At 70.3% G+C, this 22,063-nt stretch carries 16 protein-coding genes; 2 read left to right on the forward strand and 14 right to left on the reverse strand.

Features of this window, described 5'->3' with window-relative positions:
* Positions 1–49 precede the first annotated feature (49 nt).
* The 11 genes from B5557_RS42595 to B5557_RS05715 form a co-directional block, all read right to left on the reverse strand.
* A complete protein-coding gene (locus tag B5557_RS42595; protein ID WP_180291400.1) occupies positions 50–247 on the reverse strand; it encodes a hypothetical protein in 198 nt (65 codons plus the stop codon).
* 115 nt (positions 248–362) lie between these two features.
* The gene (locus B5557_RS05670; protein WP_079658087.1) at positions 363–2,678 is read right to left on the reverse strand and encodes an FdhF/YdeP family oxidoreductase; all 2,316 of its coding nucleotides are present in this window, start codon (positions 2,676–2,678) and stop codon (positions 363–365) included.
* Positions 2,675–3,295: a sarcosine oxidase subunit gamma gene (locus B5557_RS05675; RefSeq protein ID WP_079658088.1), complete on the reverse strand. Its 621-nt coding sequence runs from the start codon at positions 3,293–3,295 to the stop codon at positions 2,675–2,677. Before B5557_RS05675 ends, B5557_RS05670 begins: the two co-directional genes overlap by 4 nt.
* A complete protein-coding gene (locus tag B5557_RS45650) occupies positions 3,288–6,521 on the reverse strand; it encodes a sarcosine oxidase subunit delta family protein (RefSeq protein ID WP_079658089.1) in 3,234 nt (1,077 codons plus the stop codon). Before B5557_RS45650 ends, B5557_RS05675 begins: the two co-directional genes overlap by 8 nt.
* A gap of 22 nt (positions 6,522–6,543) precedes the next feature.
* Positions 6,544–7,776 carry a sarcosine oxidase subunit beta family protein gene (locus B5557_RS05685; RefSeq protein ID WP_079658090.1) on the reverse strand — a complete coding sequence of 411 codons (1,233 nt, stop codon included), beginning with the start codon at positions 7,774–7,776 and terminating at the stop codon, positions 6,544–6,546.
* Between the two features lie 31 nt (positions 7,777–7,807).
* The gene (locus B5557_RS05690) at positions 7,808–8,668 is read right to left on the reverse strand and encodes a bifunctional methylenetetrahydrofolate dehydrogenase/methenyltetrahydrofolate cyclohydrolase (RefSeq protein ID WP_079664608.1); all 861 of its coding nucleotides are present in this window, start codon (positions 8,666–8,668) and stop codon (positions 7,808–7,810) included.
* 22 nt (positions 8,669–8,690) lie between these two features.
* The gene (locus B5557_RS05695) at positions 8,691–11,129 is read right to left on the reverse strand and encodes a GcvT family protein (protein WP_079658091.1); all 2,439 of its coding nucleotides are present in this window, start codon (positions 11,127–11,129) and stop codon (positions 8,691–8,693) included.
* Positions 11,130–11,357: 228 nt separating this feature from the next.
* Entirely contained in the window at positions 11,358–12,326 is a 969-nt protein-coding gene (locus tag B5557_RS05700) for an ABC transporter substrate-binding protein (protein WP_079658092.1), read from the reverse strand.
* A gap of 14 nt (positions 12,327–12,340) precedes the next feature.
* Positions 12,341–14,341: an ABC transporter permease gene (locus B5557_RS05705; protein ID WP_079658093.1), complete on the reverse strand. Its 2,001-nt coding sequence runs from the start codon at positions 14,339–14,341 to the stop codon at positions 12,341–12,343.
* Positions 14,341–15,429 carry a quaternary amine ABC transporter ATP-binding protein gene (locus B5557_RS05710; protein WP_079658094.1) on the reverse strand — a complete coding sequence of 363 codons (1,089 nt, stop codon included), beginning with the start codon at positions 15,427–15,429 and terminating at the stop codon, positions 14,341–14,343. Before B5557_RS05710 ends, B5557_RS05705 begins: the two co-directional genes overlap by 1 nt.
* Positions 15,430–15,449: 20 nt before the next feature.
* Positions 15,450–16,919 carry an aldehyde dehydrogenase family protein gene (locus tag B5557_RS05715; protein WP_079658095.1) on the reverse strand — a complete coding sequence of 490 codons (1,470 nt, stop codon included), beginning with the start codon at positions 16,917–16,919 and terminating at the stop codon, positions 15,450–15,452.
* A gap of 218 nt (positions 16,920–17,137) precedes the next feature.
* Here B5557_RS05715 and purU point away from each other — a divergent pair, with 218 nt between their 5' ends.
* Complete coding sequence (gene purU / locus B5557_RS05720; RefSeq protein WP_079658096.1) at positions 17,138–18,019, forward strand: formyltetrahydrofolate deformylase; 882 nt, start codon at positions 17,138–17,140, stop codon at positions 18,017–18,019.
* 123 nt (positions 18,020–18,142) lie between these two features.
* Here purU and B5557_RS05725 read toward each other — a convergent pair whose 3' ends face one another.
* The 3 genes from B5557_RS05725 to betA are packed head-to-tail and all read right to left on the reverse strand — an operon-like array spanning position 18,143 to position 21,114.
* On the reverse strand, positions 18,143–18,568 hold the full coding sequence (locus tag B5557_RS05725; RefSeq protein WP_079658097.1) for a hypothetical protein: 426 nt from the start codon (positions 18,566–18,568) through the stop codon (positions 18,143–18,145).
* Positions 18,569–18,597: 29 nt separating this feature from the next.
* Positions 18,598–19,440 carry a methylenetetrahydrofolate reductase gene (locus B5557_RS05730; RefSeq protein ID WP_079658098.1) on the reverse strand — a complete coding sequence of 281 codons (843 nt, stop codon included), beginning with the start codon at positions 19,438–19,440 and terminating at the stop codon, positions 18,598–18,600.
* Positions 19,441–19,443: 3 nt separating this feature from the next.
* Positions 19,444–21,114 carry a choline dehydrogenase gene (gene betA, locus B5557_RS05735; RefSeq protein WP_079658099.1) on the reverse strand — a complete coding sequence of 557 codons (1,671 nt, stop codon included), beginning with the start codon at positions 21,112–21,114 and terminating at the stop codon, positions 19,444–19,446.
* 202 nt (positions 21,115–21,316) lie between these two features.
* On the opposite strand from betA, the gene B5557_RS05740 reads away from it, so the two are divergent.
* Entirely contained in the window at positions 21,317–22,063 is a 747-nt protein-coding gene (locus B5557_RS05740; protein ID WP_079658100.1) for an IclR family transcriptional regulator, read from the forward strand.

The following is a 22,063-nucleotide window of genomic DNA, read 5'->3' on the forward strand; positions in this document are numbered from 1 at the left end:
CGGTGCGCCGCGCGGGCGGGAGCACCGGGTCCGTCGGCGCCGGCGGGCGTCAGACGACGCGGATCTCGGCGAGTTGGAGACGGTACTTGGCGGCCTCGTCGGAGGCGGGTGCGCCGAGCCTGGTGGCCTGAAGTCCCGCCCCCGGCCGCGCCGGTGTCGGTGCGGGGGAAGAGGCGTACGGCGTCGAGGTCGGTGTCGGCCCCGACGCGAGGGCGTCAGCCCGGAGAGGGCGGCGGTCCTCTTCCACGCCGTGCTCAACGGGGCTCCAGTTGCAGTGGGTGCTCGACCAGGACCTCGACATCGTCGGGCCCGTCACCGACTTCGTACGCCTGCTGATCGACGAGGGCCGCGATTCCGCGTGATCACCCCGCGGTGGGTTCGGCCGCCCCGGCCGGTTCGAGGCGCACCACGACGGACTTGGAGGTGGGGGTGTTGCTGACGGCCGCCGTGGAGTCCAAGGGGACCAGGACGTTGGTCTCCGGGAAGTAGGCCGCGCAGCAGCCTCGGGGCGTCGGAAAGGCGACCGTGCGGAAGCCCGGCGCCCTGCGCTCCACACCGTCCTCGTACTCACTGACGATGTCGACGAGGTCGCCGTCGACGAGGCCTCGGGCGGTGAGGTCGTCCCGGTGCACGAACAGCACCCGGCGGCCCTGGTGGATGCCGCGATAGCGGTCGTCGAGCCCGTAGATCGTCGTGTTGTACTGGTCGTGCGAGCGCAGTGTCTGCAGCAGCAGCCGGCCTTCCGGCACGCGCAGGATCTCCAGTGGGTTCACGGTGAAGTTGGCCCGGCCGGTGGCGGTGGTGAAGCGGCGCTCGTCACGCGGGGGGTGCGGCAGCGCGAAGCCGCCCGGCTGCCGCACTCGGGCGTTGAACTCCTCGAAGCCGGGGATCACCCGTGCGACGCGGTCGCGGATGTGATCGTAGTGGGCCTCGAAGTCCTGCCAGGGCACCCGTGGGTCATCGGTTCCGAGGGCGGCGCGGGCCATCCTGCAGATGATCGCCACCTCGCTGAGGAGGTGACCGGAGGCGGGGGGGAGCCGTCCGCGCGAGAGGTGCACCATGCCCATGGAGTCCTCCACCGTCACCAGTTGGGGCCCCCACGGGCGGGAATCGGCCTCGGTGCGGCCCAGGCAGGGCAGGATGAGCGCCTGTTCCCCGGTGACCGCGTGCGACCGGTTGAGCTTGGTGGAGATCTGTACGGTGAGTCGACAGGCGCGCAGCGCCCGCTCCGTCACCTCGGTGTCGGGGGCCGCGGCGACGAAGTTGCCGCCCAGCCCCACGAACACCTTCACTTCTCCGTCGCGCATGGCGCGGATCGTCTCGACGGCGTCATGGCCGTGGTGTCGTGGCGGTGCGAAACCGAACTCGGCGCCGAGCGCGTCGAGGAAGTCCTCGCCCGGCTTCTCGTGGATGCCCATCGTCCTGTCGCCCTGCACGTTGGAGTGCCCACGCACCGGGCACAAGCCCGCGCCCGGACGACCGATGTTTCCGCGCAGGAGAAGGAAGTTGACGACCTCCCGGATGGTCGGGACGGAATGGCGGTGCTGGGTGAGGCCCATCGCCCAGCAGACCACGATCTTCTCGGCGGCGAGCACCTCGCGGAACGCGGCCCTGATCTCCTCCTCGGACAGCCCGGTCGCCTCCAGGACGTCCTCCCAGGAGGTCGTCCGGGCGAGCCCCGCGAACTCCTCGAAGCCGTGCGTGTGCCCGGCGATGAAGGAGGCGTCGAGGACGGTGCCGGGCGCGTCGTCCTCCGCCTCCAGCAGCAGCCGGTTGAAGGCCTGGAACAGCGCCTGGTCGCCGCCCAGCCTGATCTGCAGGAAGAGGTCGGCCAACTGGGTGCCGCCGCCGAGCATGCCGGACGGCCGCTGCGGGTTCTTGAACCGGAGCAGACCCGCCTCGGGAAGCGGGTTGACGGCGACGACCCGGGCGCCGCGCTGCTTGGCCCGCTCCAGCGCGGACAGCATCCTGGGGTGGTTGGTGCCGGGGTTCTGGCCCACGACGAGGATCAGGTCGGCCTCGTGGAGATCCTCCAGGGTGACGCTGCCCTTGCCGATGCCGATCGTCTCGACCAGTGCCGAACCGCTGGACTCATGGCACATGTTGGAGCAGTCCGGCAGGTTGTTGGTGCCCAGCAGGCGGACGAACAGCTGATAGACGAAGGCAGCCTCGTTGCTCGCCCGGCCGGACGTGTAGAACGCGGCCTGGTCGGGGCCGTCGAGAGCGGCGAGCTCCCGGGCGACGACCGCGAACGCGTCCTCCCACGTGATCGGACGGTAGTGGGTGCCGCCGGCCGGACGGTACATGGGGCTGGTGAGGCGGCCCTGCTGGCCGAGCCAGTAGTCGCTGCGGCCGGCGAGCTCCTCCAGGCCGTGCTCTGCGAAGAACTCCGGGGTCACCCGGCGGACCGTGGCCTCCTCTGCGACCGCTTTGGCACCGTTCTCGCAGAACTCCGCACGGTGGCGGTGCTCCGGTTCGGGCCAGGCGCAGCCAGGACAGTCGAAGCCCTCCTTCTGGTTGACGCGGAGCAGCGTGAGCAGGGTGCGTCGTACGCCCATCTGGGCGCTCGCGTGGCTCAGCGAGGAGGCGACCGCCGGAATCCCGGCCGCGTAGTCCTTCGGCGGGCCCACCCGCAGTCCGGCGTCGCCGGGATCCTCAACGGGTGCTGTGCGGGTCATCTGGGGCGCTCCGCGGTGGGGGAGGTGGGGACGTATTCCGTCGCCGCGTCCAGCAGCCAGTCCGCCAGGTAGTCGGCGAAGGACGAGCGGACCAGTACCCAGAAACCGGCCGCGGGTTCGTCACGGGAGACCAGCACGATCTGGGTGCGGCCCAGGGTCGTCTGGACGCAGCGTCCGGGGCCGAAGGCGCGCGGGTGCAGGTCCAAGGCGCAGCCGTGGGCCAGGAGGTCGCGGGCGCGCGGGCCCGCCACGAGGAGCGTGGTGCGTTGGGCGGAGACGTCGGTGACGGAGACCGATTCGTCTCCGGCGGCCTCCCGGACACGGCTCTCCAGGTCGTGCTGTGTCCCCGGCGGGCCGACCAGCAGCCACTCGTCGGGGCCCAGCCACAGCGCCGTCAACTCCTCCGTGCGGACCGCCGTGTTGGGCTCCAGGGGCAGCTGGACGCCCAGTGCCCGCCCTACGGCGTCCCCCGCGGCTCCCTTGGCGTCCAGACGGACGTTCAGCTGGGCCAGGAAGGGGAGTTCGGCCAGCCGGACTGCGCCGCCGGAGCCGCGGGTGGCGTCCGCGAGGCGGTCGGCGGCGTGCGACAGGGGGCTGCTGAGTGCGGTGTCAGCCATCGCGACGGGCTCCCTCGGGGTCGTAGAGGACGGGGCTTGCGACGGTCACCGGGACCAGCCGGTCGCCGACGGGTGCGTAGAGCCGTTCGCCGATGCGGTCCCGGCCGCCCTTGATCAGGGCCAGCGCGAAGGTGCGGCCGAGGGCGGCGCTGCGGTAGCTGGAGGTGACATGGCCGAGCATCGGGACGGGCGGGGCGGGCAGCACGCTGTCGGCGACCAGGTGGGCGCCCTCGGGGAGGAAGGCACCGGGGTCCTCCGGGAGGAGGCCGACCAGGTGCTTGCGGTCACCGCGCGTGGTGTCGGCACGGGCGTAGGAGCGCTTGCCGATGAAGTCGGGCTTCTTCTTCGACACCACCCAGCTCATGCCGAGGTCCTGCGGGGTGACGGTGCCGTCGGTGTCCTGGCCGATGATCGGGTAGCCCTTCTCGGCGCGCAGCACGTGCATGGTCTCGGTGCCGTACGGGGTGATGCCGTACGGGGCGCCGGCCTCGTACAGCGCCTCCCAGAGGGTGCGGGCCTCCCACGGTGACACGTTGATCTCGTAGGCGAGTTCGCCGGAGAAGCTGATCCGGCAGACGCGTGCCCCGATGCCGGCGACGGTGGTCTCGCGCCAGGCCATGAACGGGAAGTCGTCGTTGGAGACCGCCAGTCGGGGCGCCAGCGCGCCGAGGACCGCGCGCGACTTCGGGCCGACCAGGGCGACCGTGGCCCACTGCTCGGTGACCGAGGTGCAGTGGACCTTCAGGTCCGGCCACTCGGTCTGGTGCCACTCCTCCATCCAGTCCAGTACGGCCGCCGCGTTGCCGGTCGTGGTGGTGACCAGGAAGCGGTCCTGGGCGAGGCGGATGACCGTGCCGTCGTCGAAGACCATGCCGTCCGGGCGGCACATCACGCCGTAGCGGATCATGCCGACCTTCAGGGTGCTCATCATGTTGGTGTAGAGCAGGTCGAGGAACGCGCCGGCGTCCGGGCCCTGTACGTCGATCTTGCCGAGGGTGGAGGCGTCCATGAAGGCGACGCCGTCGCGGGCGGCGGCGCACTCGCGCAGGACGGCCGTCTCCATGTCCTCGCCGTCCCGCGGGTAGTACCAGGGGCGCTTCCACTGGCCGACGTTCTCGAACCGGGCGCCCCGCTCGACATGCCAGGCGTGCAGGGGCGTGACCCGGACCGGGTCGTGCAGCGCGCCACGGTGGCGGCCGGCGAGCGCGGCGAAGGAGACGGGGGTGTAGGGGGGACGGAAGGTGGTCGTGCCGAGTGCGGAAATGTCCACGCCGAGGAGTTCCGCCACGACGCCGCTGGTCAGGACGCCGGACGTCTTGCCCTGGTCAAGGGCGGTGCCTGCCGTGGTGTAGCGCTTGGTGTGCTCGACGGAGAGCATGCCTGCGCCGGTGGCGCGGGACAGGTCGTCGACCGTGACGTCGCGCTGGAGGTCGACGAAGCGGGGAGCACCTTCGCGGCCCGGAACGGTGAACACCTGCATCGGCGGCGTGAGCCGGGGCTGCGCGGGCACCTGCGGGAGGCGAGGCGCCTCGCAGGAGTAGCCCTCGGCCTCGATCGCCCGGGCGCCGGCCGCCGCGCCCTGCGCGAGGACATCGGCCAGGTCGAACACACCGCTCGCGCTGCCCGCGACCTCGACGGCCTGACGGCCGGCGTCGGGCACGAAGGTGCCGAGCGCCTCGTCGTAGCGGAGCTTGCCGCCGGACTGGCTGAACAGATGCGCGACGGGGTTCCAGCCGCCGGAGACCAGGAGCAGGTCGGCCGCGAACTCGCGCTGTCCCGTGGTCTCGCCGTACGGGGCGACGGTCACCGCCGTCAAGCGTGCCTCGCCGTCCGTCCCGATGACGGCATGGCCGGGCAGCACCTCGATGCCGGCCGCGCGAGCGCGGTCCGCCCAGGCGCCGGGCGCGGGGCGAGTGTCGACGATCGCCGAGATGCCCACCCCGGAGGCCGCCAGGTCCAACGCCGCCGCGTACGCGCTGTCGTTGGTGGTGAACACGACCCCGTGACGGCCGGGGAGGACGCCGTGGCGGTGCAGGTGGGTGCGGGCGGAGGCGGCCAGCATCACGCCGGGGCGGTCGTTGTCCGCGAAGGCGAGGGAGCGCTCATGGGCGCCGGTGGCGAGGACGACCCGGCGGGCGCGGATGCGGTGGACGCGTTCGCGGGAGACGTTGGCCGGGGCTGCGGCGCCGAGGTGGTTGGTGCGGCGTTCCACGGCGAGGAGGTGGTTGTCGTCGTAGTAGCCGAAGACGGTGGTGCGGCGCAGGACGCATACGTCGGGGGCGGCGTCGAGCTGGGCGCTCAACTCGGCCGTCCAGTCGTCGAGTTCGCCGGTGCCGAGGAGGCTGCCGCCGAGGTCGGGCTCGGAGTCGGCGAGGATGACGCGGGCGCCGCTCTTCGCCGCCGCCGCTGCCGCCGCGAGGCCGGCCGGGCCCGCGCCGACGATCAGCAGGTCGCAGTGGGCGTGTACGGCGTCGTAGCGCGCCGGGTCGGGTTGCGTGGCGAGGCGGCCCTGGCCGGGGAGGCTGGTGGCGGCCAGCCCGTCGTAGAGCTCGACCGTGGTCGCGGGGAGCATCGGCTCGGGGAAGGGTTCCTCGATCTGGACGACGGCGTTGGGTTCTTCCGCGCCGGCGGAGAAGATGCCTCGGGGGCGGCCGAGTTTGATGCTGGTCGCTGCCGCGATGATGCCGTTGGCGAGGAGGGCCGACGCAAGGGTGTCGCCGCGGAAGCCCTGGTACCGGGTGCCGTCGAAGGTGAAGGTGAGTGGTGCGGTGCGGTCGACTCGGCCGCCGGTGGCCAGACGGTGGGGTTGGCTGTCGAGCCGTGCTGGGGGCTCTGCCCCCAGGCCCCCGGTCGGCCCTGAAGAGGCCTCGTCCTCACACTCCCCCAGAGGGGGGACCCCCGGACGGGCTGGATTTGCCGGACCGGGCTGAGAAGTGAGGGGAGGCGACTCAACCGTCTCCGGACGCTCCTCCCCCGTCCGGTACACCGCCAGGATCTCGTTCGTCGCTGTATTGCGTACCGCGTTGAACCAGCGGCGGCAGCCCGCCGCGTGGCTCCAGCGTTCGGCGAAGGGGCCCTTGGTGTTCTCGCGGAAGAACAGGTACTTGGCCCACTCCTGGTCGGTCAGGGCCGACGGGTCCGCCGGGTAGGCGACATGGGCCTGGCCACCGTAGTGGAACTCGGCCTCGTCTCGGGGCCCGCACCACGGGCAGGGGATGAGCAGCATGGTTCGGCTCCCTTGAGGGTCCCTAGTGGGCCACCGCGGCCGCGCCGTGCTCGTCGACGAGCGCGCCGGTGGTGAAACGGTCGAGCGAGAAGGGGGCGTTGAGGGCGTGCGGGGTGTCGTGGGCGATGGTGTGGGCGTAGACCCAGCCGACGCCCGGGGTGGCCTTGAAGCCGCCGGTGCCCCAGCCGCAGTTGAGGTAGAGGTTGTCCACCGGGGTGAGGCCGATGATCGGCGAGGCGTCGGGGCTGACGTCGACGATGCCGCCCCAGGTGCGCAGTACGTGGGCGCGGGCGAAGACCGGGAAGAGTTCCAGGGCCGCCGACATCTGCTCCTCGATGATGTGGAACGCGCCGCGCTGGGTGTAGGAGTTGTACGCGTCGATGCCCGCGCCCATCACCAGCTCGCCCTTGTGCGCCTGGCTGACGTACACATGGACCGCGTTGGACATGACGACGGTGGGGTGCACCGGCTCCAGCAGTTCCGACACCAGCGCCTGCAACGGGTGGCTCTGGAGCGGGAGTTCGATGCCGGCCATGGCGGCGAGGACGGAGGTGTGGCCCGCGGAGCACAGGGCGACCTTGCCCGCGGCGATCGGGCCGAGGGTGGTCTGGACGCCGATCACCCGGCCGCCGACCACGTCCAGTCCGGTGACCTCGCAGTTCTGGATGATGTCGATGCCGGCGGCGTCGGCTGAGCGGGCCAGGCCCCAGGCGACGTGGTCGTGCTTGGCGATGCCGGCCCGTGGCTGGTAGGTGGCGCCCAGGACCGGATAGCGCACGTCCGGGGAGATGTTGACGATCGGGCAGACCTCTTTGACGCGCTCCGCGTCGAGCCATTCCGCGTCCACGCCGTTGAGGCGGTTGGCCTCCACGCGGCGCACGCTGTCGCGGACGTCCTGGAGGCTGTGGGCGAGGTTCAGCACACCGCGCTGGGAGAAGAGGATGGGGTAGTCGAGCTCTTCCGCCAGTCCCTCCCACAGTTTGAGGGCGTGCTCGTAGATGCCGGCGCTCTCGTCCCACAGGTAGTTGGAGCGGATGATCGTGGTGTTGCGGGCCATGTTGCCGCCGGCCAGCCAGCCCTTCTCCAGCACGGCGACGTTGGTGATGCCGTGGTTCTTCGCCAGGTAGTGGGCGGTGGCCAGACCGTGGCCGCCGCCGCCCACGATGACGACGTCGTAGGACCGCTTCGGTTCGGGTGTGCGCCACAGCCAGTCGGGGTGCTCAGGGAGTTCGGCGCCGGGGGTGCGGGGGCTCATCGGGCGGCTCCGTCCGGCGCAGGGGACAGGTTCATAGGGCGCTCGCGTTCCTTTCGGCGGCCTCGACGACGTTGGCGAGGAGCATCGCCCGCGTCATGGGGCCGACGCCTCCGGGCATCGGCGCGACCCACCCGGCGACCTGCATCGCACCCGGGTGTACGTCGCCGACGAGCCCGCTGTCGGTGCGGGTGATGCCGACGTCCAGGACGGCCGCGCCCGGGCGGAGCATGTCGCCGGTGATCAGGCCGGGTGAGCCGGCGGCCGCGACGACGATGTCCGCCTCGCGCACATGCCAGGCCAGGCCCTTGGTGCCGGTGTGGCACAGGGTGACGGTGGCGTTCTCTGAGCGGCGGGTCAGCAGCAGGCCGATGGGACGGCCGACCGTGATGCCCCGGCCGATCACGCACACCCGCGCGCCGGCGATCGGCACGTCGTAGCGGCGCAGGAGTTCGACGATGCCGCGCGGGGTGCAGGGCAGCGGGGCCTCCTCGCCGAGGACGAGGCGGCCGAGGTTGACGGGGTGCAGACCGTCGGCGTCCTTGGCCGGGTCCATGCGTTCCAGTACGGCGTTCGCGTCCAGGTGGCGCGGCAGCGGGAGTTGGACGATGTAGCCGGTGCAGGCGGGGTCGGCGTTGAGTTCGTCGATGACGTCCTCGATCTGCTGCTGTGTGGCGTCGGCGGGCAGGTCGCGGCGCAGGGAGGCGATGCCGACCTGCGCACAGTCGCGGTGCTTGCCGCCGACGTAGGCGTGGCTGCCGGGGTCGTCTCCGACCAGGACGGTGCCGAGCCCCGGCGGCCGGCCGCCGGTGGCGGTCAGCTTGGCGACGCGCTCGGCGAGTTCGCGACGGATGTCGGCGGCGGTCGCCTTGCCGTCGAGGAGTTGTGCGGTCACCTGCGGTACCTCACCCTCACGGTCAGCCACGGAGGCGGGACATGGACGGGTCGAACAGGGGCTCCTCGGCGACGACCGCCTCGATACGCCGGTCGAAGTAGCCGATGTGGAGGGTGGTTCCGGGGGTGGCGAGTTCCGCCGGGAGCCACGCGTACGCGATGCCCTTGCCGATCGTGTAGCCGTAGGCGGCGCTGGTGACGTACCCGACCGCGCGGTCGCCGTCGTAGACGGGCTCCTTGCCCATGACCACCGACTGCGGGTCCTCGATGGTGAGGCAGGTGAGCCTGCGCCGTACCTCGGTCTTGCGGCGCTCCAGGGCCGGCTTGCCGATGAAGTCGCCCTTGTCGAGTTTGACGGCGAAGCCGACGCCGGCCTCGTAGGGGTCGTGCTCGTAGGTCATGTCGGTGCCGAAGGAGCGGTAGCCCTTCTCCAGGCGGAGGCTGTTGAAGGCGCCGCGGCCCGCGATGACGCCGCCCAGCGGCTGGGCCGCCTGCCACAGGGTGTCCCACAGTTTCCGGCCGAGGTCGGCGGTGGTGTACAGCTCCCAGCCGAGTTCGCCGACGTAGGACAGGCGCATCGCCGTCACCGGGACGCTGCCGATGTGGGCGCGCTTGGCGCGGAAGTACTTCAGGCCGTCACCCGAGAAGTCCTCGTCCGTGAGGGGCTGCAGGACCTTGCGGGCGAGCGGGCCCCACAGGCCGATGCAGCAGGTGCCGGGGGTGATGTCGCGGACCTGGACCGTGCCGTCGGCGGGCAGGTGGCGGGTGAACCAGTCGAGGTCCAGGTTGCCGTTGGCGCCGACCTGGAAGAGGTCCGGGGCGAGGCGGGCGACGGTGACGTCGCTGCGGATGCCGCCGTCGTGGTCGAGGAGCAGGGTGTAGGTCACCGAGCCGACGGACTTGGCGACCTTGCTGGTGGTGAGGCCCTCCAGGAAGGCGGCGGCGCCGGGGCCGGCCACCTCCAGCCGCTTGAGGGCCGTCATGTCGTACATCGCGACGGTCTCGCGGGTGGCCTGCGCTTCGGCGCCGACGATGGGCGACCAGTACTGCGCGGCCCAGTCGTTGGGCGTGGGGATGTTGCGGCCTTCGACGAGCCCCGCGTTGGCCTCGTACCACTGCGGGCGCTCCCAGCCGTTCGCCTCCAGGAAGAACGCGCCGTGCTCCTGCTGGCGGTCGTGGAAGGGGCTGGTGCGGATCGGGCGCGGCTTCCCGGACGGCTGGAGCGGGTGGAGGATGTCGTAGACCTCGACGAAGTTCAGGCAGTCGCGGGCCAGCACGTACTCCGGGGAGAGCTGGTGCTGCTCGAAGCGGTTGACGTCGCACTCGTGCAGGTCGAAGGACGAGCAGTGGCCGTCGACCAGCCATTCGGCCATGGCCCGGCCGACACCCGCCGAGTGCGTGACCCAGACGGCCTCGGCGACCCAGAAGCCCCTGACGTCCAAGGACTCGCCGAGCAGTGGGAAGTTGTCGGTGGTGAAGGAGAACAGGCCGTTGATGCCTTCCTCGACCTTCGCCTCCTGCGTGGCGGGGAGGAGGGATCGGGTCTCGGTCCAGGCGGGTTCGAAGTCCTCCTCGGTGAACTTCAGGACCGAGGGCATGTCGGCGGCCTCGTCGACTGAGAGGATCTCGTCGGCGGTGATGGGCATGGGGCGGTGGCCGTAGTAGCCGATGCCGATGCCGTCGAAGCGGTCGCGGTAGTAGAGGTCGGCGTCCTGGTGGCGCAGGATCGGGCGCACCGCCTCCTCGGTCTGGCCCGCGAGGGCCGGTACCGGGCCGGTCCAGGCGAGCTGGTGGGCGAGCGGCGTGAGGGGCAGGTTCATGCCGACCATGCGGGCGATCTTCGGTCCCCAGATGCCGGCGCAGCACACGACGATGTCGGCCGCGATCTCACCCTGGTCGGTGAGGACGCCGGTGACGCGGCCGTCGGCCTGCTGGACGTCGAGGACCTCGTGGCGGGCCAGGAACGTCACGCCGCGCTCGGTGGCCCGGCGGATCTGCGCCTCGACTGCGAGGACGGCCTTGGCGAGGCCGTCGGTGGGGATCAGGAGGCCGCCGAGGACCTTGTCGCGGTTGACCAGCGGGTGCTGCTCGACGCATTCGTCGGCGCTCAGGAGGCGGGCCTCGATTCCCCAGGCGGTGATCCAGCCGTGGCGGCGGTGCAGTTCCGTCAGCCGCTCGGGGGTGGTCGCCACTTCGAGGCCGCCGACCTGCAGGAAGCAGGGCTTGCCGTCGACGTCGAGGGAGCAGAACTTCTCGACGGTGTAGCGGGCCAGCTCGGTCATGGTCTTGGAGGAGTTCGTCTGGAAGACCAGGCCCGGGGCGTGTGACGACGAGCCCCCGGTGGCGGGCAGCGGGCCCTGGTCGACCACGGTCACTTCGGTCCAGCCGCGCGCGGAGATCTCGTCCGCGAGCGCCGCTCCCACGACACCCGCTCCGATGATCACCACTCGGGGTCCCGCCATCGCCGCACCTCCGGAATCAAAACCGATCGAGTTGCTTTCTGCGCAACATGGTTCAGGCTGCGCAACTCAATGTGCCTGTCGTCGAGGAGCGGTGTCAAGGGGTCCGTGACGTCGGAAAACAGCCCGGAAACGGGCCGGAACAGGCCCCGGGACGCGGCAATGCCCGGCGGGCGGTGCACACGTGTGCGCACCGCCCGCCGGGCATGTTCGACCGGCCTGGGGACTCGGCTACTTGAGCCAGGCGTCCACCTTGTCCTTGTTGGCCTCGACCCACTTCTTGGCCGCCGCTTCGTCGGACAGCTTGTCCTGCGCGATGTACTTGGCGACCTCGTTCTGGTCGTCGTTCGTCCAGTTGAAGTTCTTCACCAGGTTGTAGGCGGGGCTGCCGGACTTGGCGAACTTCGTGCTGACGATCTTGTTGAGGTTGTACACGGGATAGTCGCAGGCGATCTTCGCCGCGTCGGCGTCACAGCCCGTCTTGTAGGGGGGCAGGGAGACCTTCTTCAGCGGGACCTCGGACAGGAACCACTGCGGCTCGTAGAAGTAGCCGATCACCCACTTCTGGTTCTTCTCGGCGTCGCGGAAGGCCGTGATGAGGGCAGCCTCACTGCCCGCGTACACCACCTTGAAGTCCAGGTTCAGGTTCTTCACCAGCGCCGCGTCGTTGGTGACGTACGACGGGTCGCCGTCCAGGAGCTGGCCCTTGCCGCCGGACTCGGACGTCTTGAACTTCGAGGCGTACTTGTTGAGGTTCTTCCACTGGAGGATGTCGGGGTGCGCCTTGGCCAGCCACGGCGGCACGTACCAGCCGATGAGGCCCTTGTTGCCGGTCTGGCCGGCGTCCACGGCGGTCTTCTGCTGGTCGATGTACTTCTTCACCAGGTCGGCGTGGCCCCAGTTCTCCAGGACCGCGTCGACCTCGCCGGTGCCGAAGCCCTGCCAGGCGATCTCTTCCTTCAGATTCTTCTTGTTGACCGTGCAGCCGAGGTTGTGCTGCGCGACGTACGCGACGACCGCCGCGTCGGCCTCGTAGCCCACCCAGGGGTTGACCGCGAGGTTGAACGTGCCGCACTTGCCGGAGCTGCCCGCGCTGTTCGAACCCGAGGAGGTGTCGCCGACCTTCGCGCCGCCGCAGGCGGTCAGGGTGAGGCCGAGGACGGCCAGGCCGGCCGCGCCGGCTCGCCAGTGTCTTGCCATGGTGTCCTGCTCCTTTAAGCGCCCGCGCGTCGCGCCGCGGCCTGAGTGATCCGGTCGAACATGACTCCGAGCAGTACGATGGCGAGTCCTGCCGCCAGCCCCTTGCCGTACAGCTCTCCCTGCGAGAATCCGGCCACGACGTCGTAGCCGAGGGCTCCTGCTCCTACCAGGCCGCCCACAACAACCATCGACAGCACGTAGATCAGGCCCTGGTTGGTTGCGAGCGTCAGGGCACTGCGTGACATCGGCAGTTGGACCTTGGTGATGATCTGCCAGGTGTTGCACCCGGCGGAGGTGGCCGCCTCGACGGTGGCCTCGGGCACGGCCCGGATCCCGTCGGCGATGATCTTCATGGCGACGGGCGCCCCGTAGACGATCGCGGCGACGATGGCAGTGAAACGGGTGGCGCCGAACAAAGCGAGGAACGGCACGAGATAGACGAACGGAGGCATGACCTGGGCCGCGTCCAATGTGGGCCGGATCATGCGGTCGGCCATCGTACTGCGGCCCATCCACACCCCGAAGACGATGCCGAGGATCATCACCAGCACCGTCGCGACGAGCGTCGAGGCCGTCGTCGTCATGGCGTCCGACCACAAGCCCGTGGCGACCAGCAGGCCCACGCACACGGCCGTGGTGATCCCGGCCTTCCAGCCGCCGAGCACCACTGCCAGTGCGACCAGCACCGCGCCGACGAGCCACCACGGGGAGTCGGTGAGCAGCGTCTGGAACGGGTTGAGCAGTCCGTTGGTGATGGCGTCGCGGAAGGCGTTGGTCATGCCGGACAGGTTGTCCTGCACCCAGTTGGTCGCGGTGTCCGTCGCGCTCGCGATGTGGCTGCCGACGGCGCCGTCGCCGGGGAAGTCGGCCGCCCACAGGTAGGTGTGCGAGAGGTAGATCAGGACCACCGTGACCACCGCACCGGCGCCGAGCAGCGGTCGCCGCCACTTCGCGAAGTCGTGCTTGGCTTTACGGGCGTTCTCCTCGCGTGCGCTGGCCGCGGTCGTGACCCGGTCCAGCACGATCGCCATGATCACGATGGCCAGGCCCGCGTTGAAGGCCGTGCCGACGTCCAGCGACTGCAGTGCCTGCAGGACGTTCACGCCGAGGCCCGGCGCGTTGATCAGGGCCGCGATGGTCACCATGGCCAGGGCGGCCATGATGGTCTGGTTGACGCCCATCACCACGGTCCGCTTGGACATCGGCAGCAGGACCTTCAGCAGCGACTGACGGCGCGTGGCGCCGAGGGAGTCGGCCGCCTCGACCGTCGTCTTGGAGACGTTGCGGATGGCGTGCGCGGTGATACGGATCGTGGGCGGGGCCGCGTAGATCACGGTGGCGATGGTGGCGGACGCGCCGCCGATGAGGAAGAACAGGGTCAGCGGCGCCAGGTAGACCATGGTCGGCATCGTCTGCATGAAGTCCAGGAAGGGCGTCATGAGCCGGTTGAAGCGGTCCGAGAGACCGGCCCACACCCCGAGCGGGATCGCGAACAGCAGGGCCACGAACACCGCGCACAGGATGAGCGCCAAGGTGTCCATGCTCTCCTGCCACAGCCCCTGCAGCCCGAAGAAGGTGAAGCCCGCCACGGCCAGCAGGGCGACCTTCCAGTTCGCCAGGGCCCAGGAGACGTAGCCGGCCAGGCCGACGACGCCGAGCCAGCCGATCTGCGGGACCGGGCGGGCCCCGGACGGCTGGGAGATCAGGTGCTGGACGAAGGTCACCAGGTTGTCGATGACCAGCCGGATCTCGTTGAAGAAGTACAGGAAGAGCGGGTTGGAGTTGCGGTTGGCGCCGACGGAGTCGTTGAAGTCGTTGATCCACCGGTGCAGGTCGGTCAGATCGGCCACCGCCAGGGACAGGGTCTGCTTGCCGCGCAGGACGGCGAACAGCACCAGCCAGACGACGAGGATCGCGCCGATGACCACGGGCCGGCCGACCTTGCGCACCCGTTTGACGGGCGCGACCGGCTCCACGGCCTGTGTTTTCTCGGGTTTCTCCATGGCGACGGTCATCACGCGCCGCCTTCCTGTCCGGCGACCACCGCGAGGATCTCCTCGTCGCCGACGATGCCGAGCAGCTTGCCGTTCTCGACGACCTTGACCGGCTTGTCGGCCGCCAGTACCGCCCGGGTGGCCTCCTTCACCACGACGTCCGGGCCCAGCTCGGGACCGTCCAGGGCGTCGCCTTCCTCCGGAGCGCGCATGATCCACCGCAGGGTGAGCACATCGCCGCGCGGCACGTCCTTGACGAATTCGCGTACGTAGTCGTCGGCGGGGGCGCCGACCAGTTCGTCGCCGGTGCCACACTGGACCATCTTGCCGTCCCGCATGATCAGGATGCGGTCGCCCAGCTTGAGGGCCTCGGAGAGGTCGTGGGTGATGAACACCATCGTCTTGCCGACCTCGTGGTGCAGCCGGATGACCTCGTGCTGCATGTCACGGCGGATCAGCGGGTCGAGGGCGGAGAACGGCTCGTCGAAGAAGAGGACGTCCGGGTCGCCGGCCAGCGCCCGGGCGAGTCCGACGCGCTGCTGCATACCGCCGGAGAGCTGGTCGGGGTAGGAGTTCTCGTAGCCGGAGAGGCCGACCAGTTCGACGACCTCCAGGGCCCGCTTGGCGCGTTCGGCCCTGCTCATGCCGCGGATCTCCAGGCCGAAGGCCACGTTGTCGACGACCCGGCGGTGCGGCAGCAGCCCGAAGTGCTGAAAGACCATGGAGAACTTGTGGCGCCTGAGGTCGCGCAGGCGTTTGGCGTCCGCGTCGCGGATGTCCTCTCCCTCGAAGACGAGCTCGCCGGCGGTGGGTTCGATCAGCCGGGTCAGACATCGCACCAGCGTGGACTTGCCGGAGCCGGACAGGCCCATGACGACGAAGACCTCGCCCTTGCGGACGTCGAAGTTCACATCGCGTACGGCGGCGGTGCATCCGGCGCGGTCCATGAGCTCACGGCGGGTGAGGCCGCACAGCTCCTCGGAGTCCGGGACCCGGTCGGCCTTCGGCCCGAACACCTTCCACAGCCGGCGCACGGAAATGACCGGAGTACCGTCCGAATCCTGAGGAATGCCGCTCCGCGGCGATACCTCGGTCTGCGTGGGGGTCACGATCGACCTCTTTTCGGCGTTCAGCCGCGGAACCAGTGTTGCGGCCGGGGTTGGATGTTCTGCCAGATGTGCTTGGGCTCTCGGTACTCGTCCAGACCGGTCGGTCCCAACTCCCGGCCCACGCCCGAGTGCCCGAAGCCACCCCATTCCGCTTGCGGCACATAGGGGTGGTAGTCGTTGATCCACACCGTGCCGTGACGCAGCCGCCGGGCGACCCGCTGGGCCCTGCCCGCGTCCTGGGTCCAGACGGCGCCGGCGAGCCCGTACTCGGTGTCGTTCGCGATGCGGACGGCGTCGTCCTCGTCGGTGAAGCGCTCCACGGTGAGCACGGGGCCGAAGGACTCCTCGTGCACCACGCGCATGTCCTGCCGGCACTCGTCGAGGACGGTCGGCGGGTAGTAGTGGCCGTCCGCGAGGGCCGGGTCGTCGGGCCGTGCGCCGCCGCAGCGCAGCACGGCGCCCTCGGCGAGGCCGGCCGCCACGTACGCCTCGACCTTCGCCAGGTGCTGCGCGGAGATCAGCGCTCCGGTCTCGGCCTCGGTGTCGAAGGGGCCGCCGAGGCGGATCTGCCGGGCGCGGCGGACGACCTCGTCGACGAGACGGTCGTGCAGCGAGTCCTCGACGATCAGCCGCGCCCCGGCCGAGCAGACCTGGCCGGAATGCAGGAAGACGGCCGTGAGGGCGAAGTCCACGGCCGTCTCGAAGTCGGCGTCGGCGAAGATCACGTTGGGGTTCTTGCCGCCGAGCTCCAGCGCGACCTTCTTCACGGTCGCGGCGGCCGTGGCCATGATCCGTTTGCCGGTCTCCAGGCCGCCCGTGAAGGAGACCATGTCGACGGCCGGGTGCTCGGAGAGCGGGGCGCCCACCTCGGGTCCCGCGCCCAGGACGAGGTTGGCGGCGCCGGCCGGGAGCCCGGCCTCCGCCAGCGCCCGCATCAGCAGGATCGAGGTGGAGGGGGTGAGCTCACTGGGTTTGAGGACGATCGTGTTGCCCGCCAGGAGCGCCGGAGCGACCTTCCAACTGGCTTGCAGCAGTGGGTAGTTCCACGGCGTGATCAGTGCGCAGACGCCGATCGGCTCGTACACGACGCGGCTGACGGCGTCGTCCCGGCCGGTGTCGATCACGCGGCCGGCGTCGGTTCCGCCGAGCCCGCCGTAGTATCGGAAGCAGGAGACGACGTCGGCGATGTCGTACTCGCTCTCCACCAGCCGTTTGCCGGTGTCCAGCGACTCGGCGCGGGCGAACTCCTTGGCGTCGCGCTCGATGATGTCGGCGGTCCGCAGCAGCAGCGTGCCGCGCTCCCGCTCGGGGGTGCCCGGCCACGGTCCCTCGTCGAAGGCACGGCGGGCCGCGGCGATCGCCGCCTCGGTGTCGGAACGGGTCCCTTCGGAGACGGTCGCGGTGAGCGTGCCGTCGGCGGGACAGCGGATGTCCCGGCGCCCTCCGGCGACCGCGTCCCGCCACTGCCCACCCACATACAGGTCTGCCACGCGCCAAGCCCTTCAGCTGAAATGCGTTGCGCATCATGCATTCAATTGCTTGTGGTGGAACACCATGACGAATGCCGTAGAGCTACGTCAAGAGGTTGGCGGATGACGTTTCAGTCAGGCGGGCACTTGCGCCACCGCCCTTGACCACAGGCCGCCCCGAGCCGACCATGTTGCGTATCGCTCACCATGTTGTGCATTACGCATCAACGGAGGCCGCTGTGTCCACTACGCCCCCTCGCCCGCACCCCGGCCGCGAGTTCGTCCTCACCCTTTCGTGCCCCGACAGCGCCGGACTGGTCCACGCGGTGAGCGGCTTCATCGTCAGGAACTCCGGCAACATCCTGGAGAGCCAGCAGTTCGATGATCGACTCGAGGGCCGTTTCTTCATGAGGGTCCACTTCGAGGTCTCCGATCCGGACGCCGACATGAAAACTCTGCGTTACCGATTCGGTCCGGTGGCCGAGGCGTACCGCATCGCCTGGACCCTCAGCGAGGCGTCGACCCCCACCAGGACGCTGATCATGGTGTCCAAGTTCGGCCACTGCCTGAACGATCTGCTCTTCCGCCGGCGCACCGGCGCCCTGAACATCGACATCCCGGCGATCGTCTCCAACCACCGGGACTTCGAGGGACTCGCGGAGACCTACGGCGTGCCCTTCCACCACATCCCGGTCACGAAGGACACCAAGGCCGAGGCCGAGGCGCGCCTGATGGAGCTGGTCGGCGAGCTGAACATCGACCTGGTGGTGCTGGCCCGCTACATGCAGATCCTCTCCGACGACCTGTGCAAGCAGCTCGAGGGCCGCGCCATCAACATCCACCACTCCTTCCTGCCCAGCTTCAAGGGCGCGCGTCCCTACGACCAGGCCTACGCTCGCGGTGTGAAGCTCGTCGGCGCGACGGCGCACTACGTGACGCCCGACCTGGACGAGGGGCAGATCATCGAGCAGGACGTGGTCAGGGTGGACCACTCGCTCGACTCCGGCGACCTGGTCACGGTCGGCCGGGACGTGGAGGCCCAGGTGCTCGCCCACGCGGTGAAGTGGCACAGCGAGAGCCGGGTGATGGTGGACGGCAACCGCACGGTGGTCTTCCGCTGAGCACAGCGCATACGGAGGAGCGGACCGACTCTCCGGTCCGCTCCTCTTCGTATACGGCTTCCACGGCTTCCACGGCTTCGCGCTCGGCCACGTGCACGGCCCTCGCGCCCGGGCGCGCCCGGCTCAGCCCCGCCCGTGCCCGGAGCGCCGGGCCCAGCGCCGCAGCCGTGCCACGCACCGCGCTTTCGCGTCACTCAGCGAAGCGAGCTCGCCGGCGCCGCTCATGAACGCCGTGACCGGCGTCCACCGGCCGCGCCCCGCCGCCGTTTCCCAGCGGACCGCGGGAAAGTCCGTGACCGCCCGAATCCGCTGCCGCGGTATCGCCCGCGTCCACAGCAGCCCGCGCACCACCAGCCGGTCGGCCTCGCACCTGACGCCGATCCGGTAGCCGCGCACGGTGAGTGTCACGCCGAGAGCGAGGACGACCGCGGCGGCGCCCCATGACAGCGCGTGCGGGTTCTCGGCGCCGTACGCCACGGCCCCCACCGCGGGCACGACCCAGGGCGCCGCGTACGCCACCCGTACCGGCCTCGGCGGCAGTATCTCCACGCCGTTCTCCTTCGGCACGGCCGTGGGCGTCAGCCTGCGAGGCGGTCCGTGAGCGCGCGACGCCAGCGTTCCGTCTCGGCGATCTGGTTGAAGGTGAACAGGTGCAGGCCCGGCACGTCTGCCGCGGGAGCGGTGAGGGCCGGCTCGGCGCGCTCCAGCAGCCTCTCCGGGGAGTAGCCGCCGGGCGTCGCGAACCGCAGGAACCACGAGGCGTGCTTCGTCAGGAAGCGTGTCGACTCGCCCACGCCGATCTTCGTCGCCATCGCGAGCAGCTTGGCCCGCTGCACGGGCCCGGCGACGCCCACGTACACGGGCAGAGTGACGCCCCGCCGCCGTATCCGCGCGACCCACTCGCCCAGCACGCGCGGGTCGAAGCAGAGGTTGCTCACGATGTACGTGGCGTGCTCGCGCTTGTCCCACATGGCCTGGACGGTGACGTCGTCGTGGATGAGCGGATGGCTCTCCGGGTAGCCGGTGACGCCGACGCGGGAAAAGGGGCTGCCCAGCTCGCTCAGCCCGCGCAGCACCGGGAGCGCGCCGTCGTAGGCGCCGGCCGGCGGGTCCGCGTCGCCCGCGGGGACGAAGACGTCGTCCACGCCGGCCTCGCGGAGCCGGTCGACGACCTCCTTCAGGTGCCGGTCGTCGCGCAGCAGCCGCGCGGGCACGTGCGGGACGACGCGGTAGCCGTGCGCCGCGAGCCGCCCGGCGAGGTCGAGGGTCGGCTCCAGGCCCTTGACCGGCGACGCCGTCACGGTGACGACGACGTCGCTCGGGACATGGGCGAGGACCTTGTCCTCGGTCGCCTTCGCGGGCAGGACCTCGTAGCGGACGTTGTCGTTGCGCAGCAGCGTGCTCAGCCCGTCGCCGCCCAAGGTCTACCTGGCCTGCTGCTGGGCGTCACGGTGGCGGTAGTACGCGGCCGCGGAGGCGGGCAGCGGCTCCTTGCCGAGGATCAGGTCGGCGGCCTTCTCGGCGATCATCATCACCGGCGCGTAGATGTTGCCGTTGGTGACGTACGGCATCACCGACGCGTCCACCACGCGCAGCCCCTCCACGCCGTGCACCCGCATGCTGGCCGGGTCGACGACGGCCATCTCGTCGGTGCCCATCTTGCAGGTGCAGGACGGGTGCAGAGCGGTCTCGCCCTCCTTGGCGACCCAGGCGAGGATCTCCTCGTCCGTCTCCACCTTCGGGCCGGGCGAGATCTCTCCGTCGTTGTACGGGGCCAGCGCCGGCTGGTTGAGGAGCTTGCGGGCCACCCGGATCGCCTCGACCCATTCGCGGCGGTCCTGCTCGGTGGAGAGGTAGTTGAAGCGCAGGGCCGGGTGCTCGCGCGGGTCCTTGTTCTTGATCTTCACCGAGCCGATGGCGTCGGAGTACATGGGGCCCACGTGCACCTGGTAGCCGTGGCCGCCGGCCGGCGAGGAGCCGTCGTAGCGGACCGCGATCGGCAGGAAGTGGAACATGAGGTTGGGGTAGTCCACGTCGTCGTTGCTGCGGGCGAAGCCGCCCGCCTCGAAGTGGTTGGTCGCTGCGGGGCCCTTGCGGAAGAGCCACTGGAGCCCGATGAAGGGCGCACGCCACTTCGCCATGTACGGCTGCATGGAGACGGGCTGCTTGCAGGCGTACTGGATGTAGACCTCGAGGTGGTCCTGCATGTTCTCGCCGACGCCCGGCAGGTCGTGGACGACGTCGATACCGAGGGCGCGCAGTTCCTCGGCGTTGCCGACGCCGGAGAGCTGGAGGAGCTGCGGGGAGTTGATGGCGCCGCCGCAGAGGATGACCTCCTTGGCCCGGACCTGCGTCGGGGCGCCCTTGCCGCGCTGGTACTCGACGCCGACGGCCCTTTTGCCCTCGAACAGGACGCGGGTGACGAGGGCGCGGGTCGTGACGGTGAGGTTCGGCCGCTTCTTCGCGGGCTTGAGGTACGCCTTCGAGGCCGACAGCCGGCGTCCGCGGTGGACGTTGCGGTCGAACTTGGCGAAGCCCTCCTGCCGGTAGCCGTTGACGTCGTCGGTGGGCGCGTAGCCCGCCTCCTGGGTGGCCTTGAGGAAGGCGCCGAAGAGCGGGTTGGTGGCCGGGCCGCGTTCGAGGACGAGGGGGCCGTCATGGCCGCGGAACTCGTCGTCCGGGTCGGCCGCGAGACAGTTCTCCATGCGCCGGAAGTAGGGCAGACAGTGGGCGTAGTCCCAGGTCTCCATGCCGGGGTCGGCGGCCCAGCGCTCGTAGTCCATGGGGTTGCCGCGCTGGAAGATCATGCCGTTGATGCTGCTGGAGCCGCCGAGCACCTTGCCGCGCGCGTGGTAGACGCGCCGGCCGCCCATGTGGGGCTCGGGCTCGGACTCGTACTTCCAGTCGTAGAACCGGCTGCCGATCGGGTAGGTCAGCGCCGCGGGCATGTGGATGAAGACGTCCCACGGGTAGTCGGACCGGCCGGCCTCCAGGACCAGGACCCGGTTGGCCGGATCCGCGGAGAGTCTGTTCGCCAGTGCACTGCCGGCCGAACCGCCGCCGACGATGACGAAGTCGTAGTGCAGGGGAGCCATGGTGCCTCGTCTCGCTCGCGCCGTAGATACGCGAGGCATGGTAGTACCGGTAGCGCCATACGCACTAGGTTGCGAACGGCGCAACTTGCAAGGTCTTGGTTTCGGTGCCGTTACTTGCAGTGGCGTTGTTTACTACGCGTATAGTTTTGCTGTGAGCAACCAAAGCCAAGACACCGAAACGTCCAATTCGCAGGCCGGCGGAGTGCAGTCGGTGGACCGCGCCATCAGCGTCCTGGAGATCCTGGCCCAACGCGGCGAGGCGGGCGTCAGCGAGGTGGCCGCCGAGATCGATGTTCACAAGTCCACCGCGTTCCGTCTGCTCGGAGCCCTGGAGTCGCGCGGGCTGGTGGAGCAGGCGGGCGAGCGCGGCAAGTACCGCCTGGGCTTCGGCATCGTACGCCTGGCCGGCGCGGTCACGGGACGCATCGACATCACCCAGCAGGGCCGCCCGGTCTGCGAGCGGCTCGCCGAGGAGATCGGCGAGACGGTCAACATCGCCGTCATGCAGGAGCACTACGCGATCAACCTCTACCAGGTGCGTGGCCCCGGCGCCGTCACCGCGCACAACTGGGTCGGCCAGCTGACCCCGCTGCACGCCACCTCCAGCGGCAAGATCCTGCTGGCCCACCTGCCCGCGAAGGAGCGCTCCGCGCTGCTGGCCGAGGCCGGGCTGAAGAAGGTCACCCCGCACACCATCACCGCGAGGACGAAGCTCGAGAGGAACCTCGCCGAGGCCCGCGAGCGCGGCTACGCGTGGACCCTGGAGGAGCTGGAGATCGGCCTGCACGCCATGGCCGCCCCGATTCGCAACCGCGACGGAGAGGTCATCGCGGCACTCAGCGCCTCCGGGCCCGCCTACCGCTTCACCGAGGAGCGTCTGCACGAGCTCTCCCCGGTGCTGCTCAAGGGCGCCGAGGAGATCAGCCACCGGATGGGCTACCTGGGCTGA

It is taken from the genome of Streptomyces sp. 3214.6 (assembly GCF_900129855.1).
Lineage (GTDB): Bacteria > Actinomycetota > Actinomycetes > Streptomycetales > Streptomycetaceae > Streptomyces > Streptomyces soliscabiei.